This window comes from Pseudomonas sp. SJZ077 (assembly GCF_007993905.1).
GTDB lineage: Bacteria > Pseudomonadota > Gammaproteobacteria > Pseudomonadales > Pseudomonadaceae > Aquipseudomonas > Aquipseudomonas mandelii.
In genome coordinates this window covers 133,188-148,200 of the sequence record NZ_VIUJ01000013.1, presented here as the reverse complement: position 1 = coordinate 148,200, position 15,013 = coordinate 133,188, and the positions used below count along the sequence as shown (strand labels likewise).

Genomic DNA, 15,013 nt, shown 5'->3' with positions numbered 1-15,013 from the left:
CAGTGCGCTATTTATGTGCTTCAGCCCGGTGAATGATTTCCCTGACGGCAGCCTACAAGGCGCCTTTCTACAATCATAATTCGCTCCGCGCTGGTCGCGGTGCTGTTAAGGAAAGCCGACATGCAGCTTAAAGATACCCAGTTGTTCCGCCAGCAAGCCTTTATCGATGGCGCTTGGGTTGATGCGGACAATGGTCTGACGATCAAGGTCAACAACCCGGCAACGGGCGAAATTCTGGGCACTGTGCCGAAAATGGGCGCTGCCGAAACCCGCCGTGCGATCGAAGCCGCTGACAAGGCGCTGCCGGCCTGGCGTGCACTGACCGCCAAGGACCGCGCGAACAAGCTGCGTCGCTGGTTCGAACTGATCATCGAAAACCAGGACGACCTGGCTCGACTGATGACCCTGGAACAGGGCAAGCCATTGGCTGAAGCCAAGGGCGAAATCGTTTACGCCGCTTCCTTTATCGAGTGGTTCGCCGAAGAAGCCAAGCGCATCTACGGTGACGTGATTCCGGGCCACCAGCCAGACAAGCGCCTGATCGTGATCAAGCAGCCGATCGGCGTGACCGCAGCCATCACCCCGTGGAACTTCCCGGCCGCGATGATCACCCGTAAAGCCGGCCCGGCCCTGGCCGCCGGTTGCACCATGGTACTCAAGCCTGCTTCGCAAACCCCTTTCTCCGCATTCGCGTTGGCTGAACTGGCCCAGCGTGCCGGCATCCCTGCCGGTGTGTTCAGCGTGGTCACCGGCAGTGCCGGCGACATCGGCAGCGAGCTGACCAGCAACCCGATCGTGCGTAAATTGTCCTTCACTGGCTCGACCGAAATCGGTCGTCAGTTGATGGCTGAATGCGCCAAGGACATCAAGAAAGTGTCCCTGGAACTGGGCGGCAACGCGCCGTTCATCGTGTTCGACGACGCGGACCTGGATAAGGCCGTCGAAGGCGCGATCATTTCCAAGTACCGCAACAACGGCCAGACCTGCGTCTGCGCCAACCGTCTGTACATTCAGGATTCGGTCTACGACGCGTTTGCCGAGAAGCTGAAAGTGGCCGTGGCCAAACTCAAGATCGGCAACGGTCTGGAAGAAGGCACCACCACTGGCCCGCTGATCGACGAAAAAGCCGTGGCCAAGGTTCAAGAGCACATTGCTGACGCAATCAGCAAAGGCGCAACCGTTCTGGCGGGTGGCAAGGTCATGGAAGGCAACTTCTTCGAGCCGACTATTCTGACCAACGTGCCGAAAAACGCTGCCGTGGCCAAGGAAGAAACCTTCGGTCCATTGGCGCCACTGTTCCGCTTTAAAGACGAAGCCGAAGTGATCGCGATGTCCAACGACACCGAGTTCGGCCTGGCCTCGTATTTCTATGCTCGCGACCTGGGTCGTGTGTTCCGTGTGGCCGAAGCTCTGGAATACGGCATGGTCGGCGTCAACACCGGGTTGATCTCCAACGAAGTCGCGCCGTTCGGCGGCATCAAGGCGTCGGGCCTGGGCCGTGAAGGCTCCAAGTACGGCATCGAAGATTACCTGGAAATCAAATACCTCTGCCTGGGCATCTAAGCTCGGCAGACGGGAATGCAACAAGCGGAAAGGGCACGAGAGCGCTGTCCCTTTCTGCGCTTCAAACGGAATTTTCTCTGTGGCCGGGAAAGCTGTGGCAGTCGATCATCGCATGCTGCCGTAGTTGCCTCCCCGCCGCATTTTCCTTGAACCACGCCGCCCGATGAGCGGTGAATGAGGACTTTATGAGCAAGACTAACGCATCCCTGATGAAACGCCGCGAAGCCGCTGTACCGCGCGGTGTTGGCCAGATTCACCCGATCTTCGCCGACCACGCGAAGAACGCCACCGTGACCGACGTTGAAGGTCGCGAGTTCATCGACTTCGCCGGCGGTATCGCCGTGCTGAACACCGGTCACGTGCACCCGAAAATCATCGCCGCGGTGACCGAGCAGCTGAACAAGCTGACCCACACCTGCTTCCAGGTGCTGGCCTACGAACCGTACGTAGAGCTGTGCGAAAAAATCAACGCCAAGGTGCCAGGTGATTTCGCCAAGAAAACCCTGCTGGTCACCACCGGTTCCGAAGCCGTTGAAAACGCTGTGAAGATCGCCCGTGCCGCCACTGGCCGTGCCGGCGTGATCGCGTTCACCGGCGCTTACCACGGTCGCACCATGATGACCCTGGGCCTGACCGGTAAAGTCGTGCCTTACTCGGCCGGCATGGGCCTGATGCCAGGCGGCATCTTCCGCGCGCTGTACCCGAACGAACTGCACGGTGTGAGCGTCGACGACTCGATCGCCAGCATCGAACGCATCTTCAAGAACGACGCCGAGCCGCGTGACATCGCTGCCATCATCATTGAGCCGGTTCAGGGCGAAGGCGGCTTCTACGTCGCGCCTAAAGAGTTCATGAAGCGTCTGCGTGCCCTGTGCGACCAGCACGGCATCCTGCTGATCGCTGATGAAGTGCAAACCGGCGCTGGCCGTACCGGCACGTTCTTCGCCATGGAACAGATGGGCGTTTGCGCCGACCTGACCACTTTCGCCAAATCCATCGCTGGCGGCTTCCCGTTGGCCGGTGTGTGCGGCAAGGCCGAATACATGGACGCCATTGCTCCAGGCGGCCTGGGCGGTACTTACGCCGGTAGCCCGATTGCTTGCGCTGCGGCCCTGGCCGTGATGGAAGTGTTCGAAGAAGAGCACCTGCTGGATCGCTGCAAGGCAGTCGGCGAGCGTCTGGTCACTGGCCTGAAAGCCATCCAGGCCAAATACCCGGTGATCGGCGAAGTCCGTGCCCTGGGCGCGATGATCGCGGTCGAGCTGTTTGTCGACGGTGACAGCCACAAGCCGAACGCTGCCGCGGTGGCATCGGTGGTGGCCAAGGCTCGCGACAAAGGGCTGATCCTGCTGTCCTGCGGCACTTACGGCAACGTTCTGCGCGTCCTGGTTCCGCTGACCGCGCCGGATGAGCAATTGGACAAAGGTCTGGCAATTATCGAAGAGTGCTTCTCGGAACTCTGATCTAAAATGTTCATATGAATGTGTGAGCTGATCGACAAAAAACCCGCTTCGGCGGGTTTTTTTGTCCCCGGGACAAACGGCACCGTCCATGATCAGCATTGACTAAGGTACAAGCATCGCAAAGGGAGCGTGCAGATGACCGCTGTGGTTTTACCGGCTGTACCGCGTGTGTTGGTTGCCGAGGCTGACCCTTGGTCTCGTGACCTGATCAAACAAGTGCTGTTGAGCGTGCGCTGTGACGCACGGCTGGATCTGTGTGCCGATGGTCAGGAAGCGTTGCGGCTGTTGGCGGAAAATCCGTATGACCTGGTGATCGTCGACGGGGAGCTGCCCGGCGTCGACGGTCTGAATGTCTTGCGCAACGTCCGTCAGCGCAAACGCAATCCGCCACTGCCTTTCATCCTGATGAGCAGCCGCAACGACAGCGCCAGTGTGCGCGAAGCCTTGCCCCTGGCGCCTACGGCGTACCTGACCAAGCCCCTGAACATGGAAAGCCTGACCCAGCGTCTGCAGGATCTGCTGCTGAACGCCGGTGAAGAGGTTTTCTGTGAAATGCCGACACTGGCGGCCGGCATGACCTTGTCGGTGTATCTGCAGCGCCGTCGCGAACTGGCGGAGGGTGCGCCATTGATGGCCGATGTGCAGATGGCGGTCAACGCCAGCCTGAACACCCGCGGTCTTGACCTGGTGCGGCTGGAAGAGGAAATCCGCACCGACCCGCACATCACCGCCGTTCTGATCGCGGCGGCTAACAGCGCGGCGCTGCACGTTGGCGATGCGGTCCAGACCTTGTCTCAGGCGCTGCACCGCTTGGGCTCCGCGCAAAGCATGAACCTGATCCTCGGGTTGGCACTCAAGCACAGTGCCCGGCTCAGCGATCCGTTCCTGGCGGACTATGCCGAGCGCTTCTGGGACTTGTCTCTGCACACTGCCGAATACGCCCGCACGCTGGCGCGGTTGCTGGATCTGGATCAAGAGCGTTGTTATTGCGCAGGCATTCTGCATTGCCTCGGCGACCTTGCGTTGCTGAGGTGTTTGCAGGAATGGAAGCAGGCCGGTGGCGAGCTGGATGAACGGGAGGAGGTCGGCAATGCCTTGGCCGAGTTCGGCGCAGCCTACGGTTCGTCGCTGCGGACTCGCTGGCGGCTGCCGCTGGAGTTGCGGGAGTTGATTGCAGCGGCCTATCAGCTCGGTGGCGGCGTTTATTCTCGCGAAGCGTTGGTGATGAACATGGCCGCGCAACTGGCGCGCCTGACCGAGCACGAGGGCATTGAGGCCTTGGCGAAGAGCCGGACTGCGCGGTTGCTCAAGATCGGCTTGCCGGAGTTGATGCGGCTGCGCAAAAAGTAAACTTCACACAAAAACCTGTGGGAGCGAGCCTGCTCGCTCGCACAGGAGTTGTGTTGGATTTTGGATGGGTGTCACCCGGAAATAATGCGGTTTTTACCCTGGCGCTTGGCTTCATACATGGCGGCATCCGCGCGGGCGAACACGCTGTCGAGGGAGTCGTCCTCCGGCGTCAGGCTGGTCAAGCCCTGGCTGACGGTGATGCCGAACGTCTGGTCATCATGGCTGAAGCTCAGTTGCTGAATCTGCCATTGCAGGCGCTCGGCGACTTGCATGGCCATGTCGGGTGCACAGCCGGGAAACACCGCTGCGAATTCCTCGCCTCCGATCCGCCCGAATACATCTCCCCGGCGTAATGCAGCTCGACCGCTCTCGGCGATTCGTTGCAGTACGTTGTCGCCCGCTTGATGACCGTAAGTGTCGTTGACCCCTTTGAAGTCATCTATGTCCAGCAACAGGAACGCCATCGGTGCGCCTTGCTTGCGCGCCTGAGCAAACTCGCGTTGGGCGCATTCGAAGAAGTGTCGGCGATTGCTGCTTTGCGTCAGCACATCGGTGGTCGCCAGGCGCTGCAACTCGGCTTCCATCCGTTTCTTTTCGGTGATGTCTTCGGCAATGCCGACGATGGTCACCGGTTGGCCCGGCTCGGCCTGGCGGTTGATGAAGCATTTGTCGCTGAGCCAGCGCACCTGGCCGTCGGCGGCGATGATGCGGTATTCGCGGTCTTCAACGGCGCCTTTGACCAGCACTTCGGCGAGGCTGCGCTCGGCGTAGTCGAGGTCATCGGGGTAAATGCTGTCGCGCCATTCGTTGTAGTCGGACAGCAAGCTGCCAGCCGATCGGCCAAAAATCCGTTCATACGCCGGACTGACGTAGAGCACCTGACGGGTTTCCCAGTTGAAGGCCCAAAGCACCGCGTTGACGCTCACCAGCAGGGAGCTGAACAGCTGTTCGCGTTCGCTCAGGCGCGCGACTTCGCTCTGGGCGTGCATTAGCGCCATCAGGGTTTGAGCAGTGTCGGGCGATTGAGCGAAGGATGCGTCTTGCAGGTTTTTTGGGACCATTGGGACAACTCTCAAAGGGCGTGCGCCGCTTGAGGTTCGAAAGCAGCAACAACGAAGCCCGCCGGGGTATGGCGAAGTGTCTTTGAGATAGGGGATTTGGAGATTGGTTCCCGCACTACGTGGCGAGGAGGCTTGCTCCCGCCGGGCGGTATCTGAGGCGCGTTTTTTCAGTTAAAACGCGTCGTCAGATTTTGCGGCGACGTCGTCGCCGCACGGGGGCAAGCCCCCTCGCCACAGGGAAGAGCTTCGGCAGGGTCAGGCAGCGGCGGGGCGCAGGGAGTAGGTTTTCAACTGGTCGGCGAAGTCGCGCAGGGATTGAATCCCGCTGGCTTCCGCTTCGTGCACCCAATCCTTGATGGCAGCCAGCATGTCGTGACCATTTGAGCTGGTCTTGACCCAGATCTGCTGCAAGGCCAGGCGTTTCTCGTAAATTACCTTCAGCGCCTGGCTGTGCTCGAGCATGGTCTGGATGCGCAGGTGGTGCTTATCGTCCAGCAGACTGGTTTCCCGCGAAAGCAGACGCTTGGCCCGGTGGAACTGGTGACGGACCGAGTGATCGACCTTTTCCAGCTCTTGCTTGACCAGCGGCGCGATGACCAATTTGCGGTATTGGGCCATGATCTGGAAGCGGTTGTTGAGGATCGCCATGGCGGTGTCCATGTCCAGGCTGCCTTTGCCTTCGACGCGGTGGGCGATCGGTGCAACCCGCTGGACCTTGGCCAGGCGGAAGAAACTGAAGACCTGGATCCAGGCCCAACCGAGGTCGAACTCCCACTTCTTCACCGACAGTTTTGCCGAGTTAGGGTAGGTGTGATGGTTGTTGTGCAGTTCTTCGCCGCCGATCAGGATGCCCCAAGGCACCAGGTTGGTCGCCGCGTCGCGGCATTCGAAGTTGCGGTAGCCGATGGCATGGCCCAGGCCATTGACCACGCCGGCGGCCCACACCGGGATCCACATCATCTGGATCGCCCAGATGGTGATGCCGATGGTGCCAAACAGCAGCAGGTCGATGACGCCCATGATCGCCACACCCAGCAGCGGGAAACGGCTGTAGAGGTTGCGCTCGATCCAGTCTTCAGGGCAGTTCTTGCCGTAGATGCGCAGGGTCTCCGGGTTTTCCGCTTCGGCGCGGTACAGCTCGGCACCTTTGCGCAGAACGGTGGACAGGCCCTTGATGACCGGGCTGTGCGGGTCATCGACGGTTTCGCATTTGGCGTGATGCTTGCGGTGGATAGCGGTCCACTCGCGGGTGTTCTGCGCCGTGGTTAGCCACAGCCAGAAACGGAAGAAATGTTTCAGGCCAGCATTGAGCTCAAGCGAGCGATGGGCTGAATAACGGTGCAGATAGACCGTGACGCCGATGATCGTCACGTGGGTCATCAGCAGGGTGACTGCCACCAGTGACCAGGGCGACAAGCCGAGAAAACCTTCGTACCACATAGGCTATAGGGCCCTCGATAAAGAAAAAAACAGCCGTTGCATTATCACTAAGCCCACAGATAAAACCAGCCACCCTTTCAGATAAGAGTGGCTGGATGTTTCTTTAACCTATAATCCCATCCTTTTCGCAGGGACAAGGACGGCTAATGTCTGCCACCTATCGCGACGCGTCGCGAGCAGCGCTGCTCTATCTATTGATTTCCATCGTCTGGTTGCAGCTCAGCGGCTATTTATTGAACAGTTTCTTCGATGGCTCCGACGAGCTGGTACGTTGGCAACTGATCAACGGTTATGTCTGGATCCTGCTGAGCACCGGCTTGATCTTCGTTGCCAGAGCGCGATTGCTCCGTTGCCTGGGGATCGGCAACACATTGAGTGAGCGTCATGAAGAGCGCGAGCGTTTGCGCCAGGCGGCTGCGGTGTTCGATTGCACGCGTGAAGGTGTGCTGGTCACCGATAGCAACGGGCTGATCGTCCACGTTAACCGGGCGTTCATGGAAATCACCGGCTACTCGCAGGCGGAAGTGCTGGGTCAGCGACCGAGCCTGTTCAAGTCGGGCCATCACCCCGCGGATTTTTACCAGACGATGTTCGTGACACTCAAGAGCCTCGGCGAGTGGAGCGGGGAGATCTGGAACCGCCGCAAAAGCGGTGAGATCTACCCGCAATGGCAGACGATCCGCGTCATTCGCGACGATCAGGGCCAGCTCAGCCATTACGTCGCGGTGTTTTCCGACATCAGTGCGATCAAGAACTCCGAACATGAACTCAAGCACCTGGCTCATCACGATCCGCTGACGGATCTGCCTAACCGCTTGCTGTTCACCGACCGTACCGAGCAGGCGCTGACGTCGGCGCAACTGCACAAGCGTGGCTGTGCATTACTGATGATCGACCTGGATCATTTCAAAATGATCAACGACAGCCTTGGGCACACCATCGGTGACGAACTGCTCAAGGCCGTGGCCGAGCGATTGCAGGCCATGCTCGGGCCGGAGCTCACGCTGGCGCGGCTCGGTGGCGATGAGTTCGCGGTGCTCGCCGAAAGCTGTCCGCAGTTGATGCAGGCGGCGGCGCTCGCGCAACGGATCATTGATGCTCTCAAAGAGCCGTTCCAGATCGGCGGGCATCAACTGTTCATCAATACCAGCATCGGTATCAGTCTGTTCCCCGGCGATGCCTTGAGCGCCGAACAATTATTGCGTAACGCTGACTCGGCGCTGTTCAAGGCCAAAAGCGCCGGTCGCGATGGCTACGCCTTGTACACCGAAGAGCTGACCGCCCATGCCCAGAATCGGGTCGAGACGGCTGTTGAATTGCGCCGAGCGCTGGAGCATCAGGAGCTGCGCGTTTATTACCAGCCGGTTCACGACCTCAGGACCCGTCGCCTGGTGGGCGCCGAGGCGCTGGTGCGCTGGGAGCATCCGCAACGGGGGCTGGTGCCGCCGGCAGAATTCATTCCCATCGCCGAACGCACCGGGTTGATCGCGGAGATCGATGCGTGGGTGATGCGCCAGGCTTGTCAGCAAATGTGCTCGTGGCAGCAGGCCGGTGTGGTGTTGTCGTTTATCGCGGTAAACGTCTCGTCTCGACTGTTCGCTCGCCGTGAGCTCTTTCAGCAAGTGGCGAAAGTACTTCACGAAACCGGGCTCGACCCAGCGTTTCTGGAACTGGAAGTCACCGAGAGCGCGGTCATGGAAGACCCGGAAGTGGCCTTGGAGCAGATGCATCGACTGCGCGAGTTGGGTGTGCGGCTGGCCATCGATGATTTCGGCACCGGCTATTCGTCGCTGCTGCGGCTCAAGCGTTTGCCGGTGCAGAAGCTCAAGATCGATCAGGGCTTCGTCGCAGGATTGCCGTGGGATGAGGACGACGTGGCGATCGTGCGGGTGATTATCGCGCTGGCGCAAAGCATGGGGATGCAGGTGCACGCCGAAGGGATCGAGCAGGTCGAGCAGGCGCGTTTCCTGCTCGAACACGATTGCGATCTGGGCCAGGGCTACTGGTTTGGGCGACCGGTTCCGGCCGAGCAGCTCGATTGGGCGCATGCGCCGGAAATTCGCTAAGCGCAGGTCCCCCCTTAATCCGTGACGCAAAGCGTCACCGGATACTTCCCCCCTTCGCGCATAGCGCCGAAGCGATCTGCTTTCTGGTTATATAAACATTCTTAAATAGTCTTTTTAAGAATATCTACGCGTCTCTAGTATTGCTCTCACGCCGCAAGCAGTGCCGCCACTGCCAGGCAATCTCTCAGTTGAAGGAGCAGCACCATGAGCGCATCCCTACGTAGCGTTGAGGGTCAAGACGAAGCCACCATCTTGCGTGAGATCCAGAGCGCACTGCGCGACCTGCGCTTTGGCGCAGTCGAGATCACCGTGCACAACGCTCAGGTGGTCCAGATCGAACGCAAAGAAAAATTCCGTCTGCAAAGCCCGAGCAACAAACCGAGCTGAAAAAAACCGGCAGCCCGCGCTTCCAGCACTCCATAAAAAAAGCCAACACATCCAAGAATTCCAGGAGCTTTCACCATGTCGTCGATTCGTCATTTCGCTTTGGCCGCCCTGGCCAGTGCATTTTTTGCTGGTTCTGCGGTTGCCAAGGATTACGAGTTGCTCAACGTGTCGTATGACCCGACTCGCGAGCTGTATCAGGATTACAACGCCGAGTTCGTCAACTTCTGGAAGAAGGACCACGCTGGCGATAACGTGAAAATCCAGCAGTCCCACGGTGGTTCCGGCAAACAAGGCCGTGCCGTGATCGATGGCCTGCGCGCCGACGTGGTGACCCTGGCCCTGGCCGGTGACATCGACGAAATCGCAAAACTCGGCAAGACCCTGCCGGCCGACTGGCAGAAGCGTCTTCCCGAGGCGAGCACGCCTTACACCTCGACCATCGTGTTCCTGGTACGCAAGGGCAACCCTAAAGGCATCAAGGACTGGGGCGACCTGGTCAAAAACGACGTGTCGGTCATCACTCCTAATCCGAAAACCTCCGGCGGTGCGCGCTGGAACTTCCTCGCGGCCTGGGCCTACGGCCTGAAAGCCAACGGTGGTGACGAAGCCAAGGCCAAGGAATACGTGCAGACCCTGTTCAAGCATGTGCCGGTCCTGGACACCGGCGCTCGCGGTTCGACCATTACTTTCGTCAACAACGGTCAGGGTGACGTGTTGCTGGCCTGGGAAAACGAAGCGTTCCTGGCTTTGAAAGAAGACGGCGGCGCGGACAAGTTCGAAATCGTTGTGCCTTCGCTGTCGATCCTCGCCGAACCGCCGGTGGCTGTGGTCGACAAGAACGCCGAGAAAAAGGGCAACGCCGAGATCGCCGAGGCGTACCTCAAGCACCTGTACAGCCCTGCCGGCCAGGAAATTGCGGCGAAAAACTTCTATCGTCCACGTGACAAGGATGTGGCCGCCAAGTACAGCAAGCAGTTCCCGACCCTGGACCTGGTGACCATAGACAAGGATTTCGGCGGCTGGAAAAGCGCTCAGCCGAAATTCTTCAATGATGGCGGTGTGTTCGACCAGATCTACCAGGCGCAGTAGTTTTAAATAGCCATCAACGAGCCCCGGATTTAAGTTCGGGGCTTTGCGCGTTCTCAACCAAGGACTTTTATGTCGCGTCGTATCTCCCCCGTCATACCCGGCTTCGGGCTGACGCTGGGCTACACCTTGGTGTACCTCAGCCTGATTGTGCTCATTCCACTGGCGGCGATGTTCGTGCATGCCGCTCAACTCACCTGGGATCAGTTCTGGGCGATTATCTCGGCGCCACGGGTGCTGGCGGCGTTGAAGCTGAGCTTCGGCACCGCGCTCTATGCCGCGATCATCAACGGCATCATCGGCACGCTGCTGGCCTGGGTGCTGGTGCGCTATACCTTCCCTGGACGCAAAGTCATCGATGCGATGATCGACTTACCCTTCGCTTTGCCCACCGCCGTGGCCGGTATCGCGCTGACTGCGCTATACGCGCCCAATGGTTGGGTAGGTCAGTTTGCAGCGGACCTGGGTTTCAAGATCGCGTATACCCCCCTCGGCATCACCCTCGCCCTCACTTTTGTGACACTTCCATTCGTAGTACGTACCGTACAGCCAGTATTGGCTGATATCCCGCGTGAAGTGGAAGAAGCGGCAGCGTGCCTGGGTGCAAAACCGCTACAGGTTTTCCGCCATATTCTGGTGCCCGCGCTGCTGCCAGCCTGGCTGACCGGTTTCGCGTTGGCCTTTGCCCGCGGGGTCGGCGAGTACGGTTCGGTGATTTTCATCGCCGGCAATATGCCGATGAAAACCGAGATCCTGCCGCTGCTGATCATGGTCAAACTCGACCAGTACGATTACACCGGCGCCACGTCCATTGGTGTACTGATGCTGGTGGTTTCCTTCGTCCTGTTGCTGCTGATCAACTTGCTGCAGCGGCGCATCGAAACCCCATAAGGAGGCGCAGAAATGTCCCAATCGTCTATTGCTGCTGCTTCCTCGAACGCCGCCCGCCGTGGCAGTGCTTCGTCGCGGCGAATCCTGATCGGCCTTGGCTGGCTGGTGTTCGTCCTGTTCCTGTTGCTGCCGCTGGTGATCGTGGTCTCTCAGGGCCTGAAGCTCGGAATCGGTGCGTTCTTCACCGCGATCTTCGAACCCGACGCGCTGTCGGCCCTGAAACTCACGGTGATTGCCGTGCTGATATCAGTGCCGCTGAACCTGGTGTTCGGTGTCAGCGCTGCATGGTGCGTGAGCAAATACTCGTTCCGTGGCAAAAGTATGCTGGTCACGCTGATCGACCTGCCGTTCTCGGTATCGCCGGTCATCGCCGGTCTGGTCTACGTGCTGATGTTTGGCGCCCAGGGCCTGTTCGGGCCGTGGTTGCAGGATCACGACATCCAGATCGTCTTCGCCTTGCCGGGCATCGTGCTGGCGACGATTTTCGTCACCGTGCCGTTCGTGGCGCGTGAACTGATCCCGCTGATGCAGGAACAAGGCACCCAGGAAGAAGAGGCTGCGCGCTTGCTCGGGGCCAATGGCTGGCAGATGTTCTGGCACGTCACCGTTCCCAACATTAAATGGGGTCTGATCTACGGCGTGGTGTTGTGTACCGCGCGGGCCATGGGTGAATTCGGTGCGGTGTCGGTGGTTTCCGGGCACATTCGCGGGGTGACCAACACCCTGCCGCTGCACGTCGAGATCCTCTACAACGAATACAACCACGTGGCCGCGTTCGCTGTGGCGAGCCTGTTGCTGATCCTGGCGCTCTGCATCCTGCTGCTCAAGCAGTGGAGCGAAAACCGTATTAACCGCCTGCGCGCCAGCGCCGCGGAGGAATAAGTCATGTCGATCGAAGTGCGTAACGTCAGCAAGAATTTCAATGCGTTCAAGGCGCTGGACAACATCAGCCTGGACATTCAAAGCGGCGAACTCGTGGCCCTGCTCGGCCCTTCGGGTTGCGGCAAGACCACGCTGCTGCGGATCATCGCCGGCCTGGAAACCCCGGATCAGGGCAACATCGTGTTCCACGGTGAAGACGTCTCCGGCCATGACGTGCGTGATCGCAATGTCGGCTTCGTGTTCCAGCACTACGCGCTGTTCCGTCACATGACGGTGTTCGACAACGTCGCGTTCGGCCTGCGCATGAAACCGAAAAACCAGCGCCCAAGCGAAAGCCAGATCGCGGTGAAGGTTCATGAACTGCTGAACATGGTGCAACTGGATTGGCTGTCGGATCGCTACCCGGAGCAACTTTCCGGCGGCCAGCGTCAGCGTATCGCGTTGGCCCGTGCCTTGGCGGTGGAGCCGAAAGTCCTGCTGCTCGATGAACCGTTCGGGGCGCTCGACGCCAAGGTCCGCAAGGAGCTGCGTCGCTGGCTCGCACGGCTGCACGAAGACATCAACCTGACCTCGGTGTTCGTGACCCACGACCAGGAAGAGGCCATGGAAGTCGCCGACCGTATCGTGGTGATGAACAAAGGCGTGATCGAACAGATCGGCTCACCGGGCGACGTCTACGAAAACCCGGCCAGCGATTTCGTTTATCACTTCCTCGGTGATTCGAACCGCCTGCATCTGGGCGAAGACAACCACGTGCTGTTCCGCCCGCATGAAGTGTCGCTGTCGCGGCATGAGCTGGAAGACCATCACGCGGCGCAAGTGCGGGATATCCGTCCGCTGGGCGCGACCACTCGGGTGACGTTGAAGGTCGAAGGCCAGAGCGAGTTGATCGAAGCTGAAGTGGTGAAGGATCACGACAGCCTGATTGACCTGGCGAAGGGCGATACGCTGTTCTTCAAGCCCAAGGTCTGGCAGAAACTCGCCAACATCTAAGGCAAAAGCTTCGCGGGCAAGCCTCGCACCTACAGGGGATCTATGGCGTACATAGATCCCCTTTAGGTGCGAGGCTTGCCCGCGAAAGCAATCTACGCAGCAGCGCGCTTCGGATTGACCCGCACCCCACCCACCCGCGCCTCGATCTGCTCTTTCAAATCCCGCCGCATCCCTAGCAAAAACGCCAGTTCAACCACCACAAACAGTGGCCCGACAATCAACCCCGTCACATCATCGACAAACGCCGGTTTGCGTCCTTCATAGTGATGACCGACAAACTGAATCGCCCAGCCCACCACAAACATCCCGATCCCGCTCGAGAGCCACACCAGCGTACTTTGCTGCGCGAGAACCTGACCCGCCCAGACGCACAGCCCCAGCAGCACCGTCATCAACACCCCGAGGCGTACCTCCAGGCGCAGGTAAAACCATGCCGAGGCCAGTGCCAGCAGCACCGCCGGCGACACCCAGCCCCCGACCCATTGCGGCCGCGACAGCAGCACCGCCACCGCCACCACAATCAGCGGAATCCCGATAAAGTGGCTGGCGATATTGCGCGGGTCACGGTGGTAAGCGGCGTATTGACTGAGATGGTCAACGAGGCTTTTCATTGTTATTCCTCCTGTAGGGTGATTGATCATGCCTCGGGTTCACCTTTCGCTCTGTCAGGCAGGCGACAATCTCCAGGAGTTTTCATGAGCATGCAGGTTTGGCGTTCGCGCCTGGAGTCGGGGCAGTGGTTCAGTCATTTACCGGTTCCCTTACAGGATAGTCTGCTGGCTGCGGCCCGGGTGCGACGGTTGTCGACCGGGCAGCTGTTGTTCAAACGCGGTGACCCGCCGTGCGGGTTGTATGCGGTGATCGAAGGCGCGGTACGCATCGGCGCGGTCAGCGAGCAGGGCAAGGAAGCGCTGTTGAGCCTGGTGGAGTCGCCCCATTGGTTCGGCGAAATCTGCCTGTTCGACGGCCAGCCACGCACCCACGATGCGTTCGGCGTTGGCCAGTGCACCCTGTTGCACATCCCGCAGGCGGCATTGCTGGCGTTGCTCGACGAACAACCGGTGTATTGGCGGCAGCTGGCATTGCTGATGAGCCACAAACTGCGCCTGACCTTCATCAACCTCGAACAGCTGAGCCTGATGCCCGCCCCGGCACGCCTGGCTCACCGCCTGCTGATGATCGCTGAGGGCTACGGCGAATACGATCCGCCGCGCCGCGTGCTGCAACTGCCGCAGGAGCAACTGGCGTCAATGCTGTCGCTGTCGCGCCAGACCACCAACCAGATCCTCAAGGACTTGCAGGGGCAGGGCATTCTGAATTTGAAGTATGGCGAGATCGAAATCCTCAACGCCGAGGGCTTGCGGGCCTTGGCGATTTTCTGAAACTCAGCGTTTTTGATGGGCTTTGCCCGCGAACGCGCCTAGCCTGTGATGACGACAATCGAGGTGTGCCATGCGTGTGCTGCTAGTAGAAGACGAATCGGAGATCGCCAAACGCCTGGCCAACGGCCTGAACGAGGCGAGTTATTCAGTCGATGTGGCGCTCAACGGTATGGACGGGCGTCGCTTTATCGAGTCCGGCGAATACGATCTGATCATCCTCGACGTGATGCTGCCGGGGCTCAACGGCTGGCAGTTGCTGCAACAGATCCGCAAGCTCGGCGACACGCCGGTGCTGTTGCTGACCACCAAGGACGGCATCGAAGATCGCCTGCGTGGGTTGGAGCTGCATGAAGATGATTACCTGCTCAAGCCGTTTGCCGTGAGCGAACTGGTGACGCGGGTGCGCAAGTTGTTGCGGCGGGATCGGGGGCGTTAGGGCGTTACTGCGG

At 59.7% G+C, this 15,013-nt stretch carries 14 protein-coding genes; 11 read left to right on the top strand and 3 right to left on the bottom strand.

Annotation, left to right across the window (positions count from 1 at the left end):
- Positions 1-120: 120 nt before the first annotated feature.
- From gabD to FBY01_RS19955, 3 genes are all read left to right on the top strand, one after another.
- On the top strand, positions 121-1,563 hold the full coding sequence (gene gabD / locus FBY01_RS19965; protein ID WP_010464868.1) for an NADP-dependent succinate-semialdehyde dehydrogenase: 1,443 nt from the start codon (positions 121-123) through the stop codon (positions 1,561-1,563).
- Positions 1,564-1,748: 185 nt separating this feature from the next.
- Positions 1,749-3,026 (top strand): 4-aminobutyrate--2-oxoglutarate transaminase, encoded by a 1,278-nt coding sequence (gene gabT, locus FBY01_RS19960; protein WP_010464866.1) that lies wholly within the window; start codon positions 1,749-1,751, stop codon positions 3,024-3,026.
- Between the two features lie 135 nt (positions 3,027-3,161).
- Positions 3,162-4,376, top strand: a complete 1,215-nt coding sequence (locus FBY01_RS19955) for a response regulator (RefSeq protein WP_077747475.1) — start codon at positions 3,162-3,164, stop codon at positions 4,374-4,376.
- A 71-nt stretch (positions 4,377-4,447) separates the two neighbouring features.
- On the opposite strand, the gene FBY01_RS19950 is transcribed toward FBY01_RS19955, so the two are convergent.
- Together FBY01_RS19950 and desA are read right to left on the bottom strand one after the other, a co-directional pair.
- On the bottom strand, positions 4,448-5,437 hold the full coding sequence (locus FBY01_RS19950; RefSeq protein ID WP_145309087.1) for a sensor domain-containing diguanylate cyclase: 990 nt from the start codon (positions 5,435-5,437) through the stop codon (positions 4,448-4,450).
- 255 nt (positions 5,438-5,692) lie between these two features.
- On the bottom strand, positions 5,693-6,877 hold the full coding sequence (gene desA, locus FBY01_RS19945) for a delta-9 fatty acid desaturase DesA (RefSeq protein WP_145309089.1): 1,185 nt from the start codon (positions 6,875-6,877) through the stop codon (positions 5,693-5,695).
- 146 nt (positions 6,878-7,023) lie between these two features.
- Here desA and dibA point away from each other — a divergent pair, with 146 nt between their 5' ends.
- From dibA to FBY01_RS19915, 6 genes are all read left to right on the top strand, one after another.
- Positions 7,024-8,943, top strand: coding sequence for a phosphodiesterase DibA (dibA, locus tag FBY01_RS19940; protein WP_145309091.1), 1,920 nt, complete (start codon positions 7,024-7,026; stop codon positions 8,941-8,943).
- 204 nt (positions 8,944-9,147) lie between these two features.
- Positions 9,148-9,330, top strand: a complete 183-nt coding sequence (gene oscA / locus FBY01_RS19935) for a sulfur starvation response protein OscA (RefSeq protein ID WP_010464855.1) — start codon at positions 9,148-9,150, stop codon at positions 9,328-9,330.
- A gap of 75 nt (positions 9,331-9,405) precedes the next feature.
- Complete coding sequence (locus tag FBY01_RS19930) at positions 9,406-10,419, top strand: sulfate ABC transporter substrate-binding protein (protein ID WP_077747478.1); 1,014 nt, start codon at positions 9,406-9,408, stop codon at positions 10,417-10,419.
- A 69-nt stretch (positions 10,420-10,488) separates the two neighbouring features.
- A complete protein-coding gene (cysT, locus tag FBY01_RS19925; protein ID WP_007899634.1) occupies positions 10,489-11,307 on the top strand; it encodes a sulfate ABC transporter permease subunit CysT in 819 nt (272 codons plus the stop codon).
- Between the two features lie 12 nt (positions 11,308-11,319).
- On the top strand, positions 11,320-12,189 hold the full coding sequence (gene cysW / locus FBY01_RS19920; RefSeq protein WP_010464848.1) for a sulfate ABC transporter permease subunit CysW: 870 nt from the start codon (positions 11,320-11,322) through the stop codon (positions 12,187-12,189).
- A 3-nt stretch (positions 12,190-12,192) separates the two neighbouring features.
- Positions 12,193-13,182: a sulfate/molybdate ABC transporter ATP-binding protein gene (locus FBY01_RS19915; RefSeq protein ID WP_010464846.1), complete on the top strand. Its 990-nt coding sequence runs from the start codon at positions 12,193-12,195 to the stop codon at positions 13,180-13,182.
- Positions 13,183-13,274: 92 nt separating this feature from the next.
- On the opposite strand, the gene FBY01_RS19910 is transcribed toward FBY01_RS19915, so the two are convergent.
- A complete protein-coding gene (locus tag FBY01_RS19910) occupies positions 13,275-13,793 on the bottom strand; it encodes a DUF962 domain-containing protein (RefSeq protein ID WP_010464844.1) in 519 nt (172 codons plus the stop codon).
- Positions 13,794-13,877: 84 nt separating this feature from the next.
- Between FBY01_RS19910 and FBY01_RS19905 the strand changes: the two genes are divergently transcribed.
- Together FBY01_RS19905 and FBY01_RS19900 are read left to right on the top strand one after the other, a co-directional pair.
- The gene (locus FBY01_RS19905) at positions 13,878-14,564 is read left to right on the top strand and encodes a Crp/Fnr family transcriptional regulator (protein WP_077747479.1); all 687 of its coding nucleotides are present in this window, start codon (positions 13,878-13,880) and stop codon (positions 14,562-14,564) included.
- A gap of 70 nt (positions 14,565-14,634) precedes the next feature.
- Complete coding sequence (locus FBY01_RS19900; RefSeq protein ID WP_077747480.1) at positions 14,635-15,000, top strand: response regulator; 366 nt, start codon at positions 14,635-14,637, stop codon at positions 14,998-15,000.
- Positions 15,001-15,013 lie beyond the last annotated feature (13 nt).

Bases quoted from the DNA above. Each gene is read 5' to 3' on its own strand.
- FBY01_RS19955 (WP_077747475.1), top strand. From the start codon at position 3,162: ATGACCGCTGTGGTTTTACCGGCTGTACCGCGTGTGTTGGTTGCCGAG.
- gabT (WP_010464866.1), top strand. From the start codon at position 1,749: ATGAGCAAGACTAACGCATCCCTGATGAAACGCCGCGAAGCCGCTGTA.
- cysW (WP_010464848.1), top strand. From the start codon at position 11,320: ATGTCCCAATCGTCTATTGCTGCTGCTTCCTCGAACGCCGCCCGCCGT.
- FBY01_RS19900 (WP_077747480.1), top strand. From the start codon at position 14,635: ATGCGTGTGCTGCTAGTAGAAGACGAATCGGAGATCGCCAAACGCCTG.
- desA (WP_145309089.1), bottom strand. From the start codon at position 6,877: ATGTGGTACGAAGGTTTTCTCGGCTTGTCGCCCTGGTCACTGGTGGCA.
- dibA (WP_145309091.1), top strand. From the start codon at position 7,024: ATGTCTGCCACCTATCGCGACGCGTCGCGAGCAGCGCTGCTCTATCTA.
- FBY01_RS19905 (WP_077747479.1), top strand. From the start codon at position 13,878: ATGAGCATGCAGGTTTGGCGTTCGCGCCTGGAGTCGGGGCAGTGGTTC.
- FBY01_RS19910 (WP_010464844.1), bottom strand. From the start codon at position 13,793: ATGAAAAGCCTCGTTGACCATCTCAGTCAATACGCCGCTTACCACCGT.
- FBY01_RS19930 (WP_077747478.1), top strand. From the start codon at position 9,406: ATGTCGTCGATTCGTCATTTCGCTTTGGCCGCCCTGGCCAGTGCATTT.
- gabD (WP_010464868.1), top strand. From the start codon at position 121: ATGCAGCTTAAAGATACCCAGTTGTTCCGCCAGCAAGCCTTTATCGAT.
- cysT (WP_007899634.1), top strand. From the start codon at position 10,489: ATGTCGCGTCGTATCTCCCCCGTCATACCCGGCTTCGGGCTGACGCTG.
- FBY01_RS19915 (WP_010464846.1), top strand. From the start codon at position 12,193: ATGTCGATCGAAGTGCGTAACGTCAGCAAGAATTTCAATGCGTTCAAG.
- oscA (WP_010464855.1), top strand. From the start codon at position 9,148: ATGAGCGCATCCCTACGTAGCGTTGAGGGTCAAGACGAAGCCACCATC.
- FBY01_RS19950 (WP_145309087.1), bottom strand. From the start codon at position 5,437: ATGGTCCCAAAAAACCTGCAAGACGCATCCTTCGCTCAATCGCCCGAC.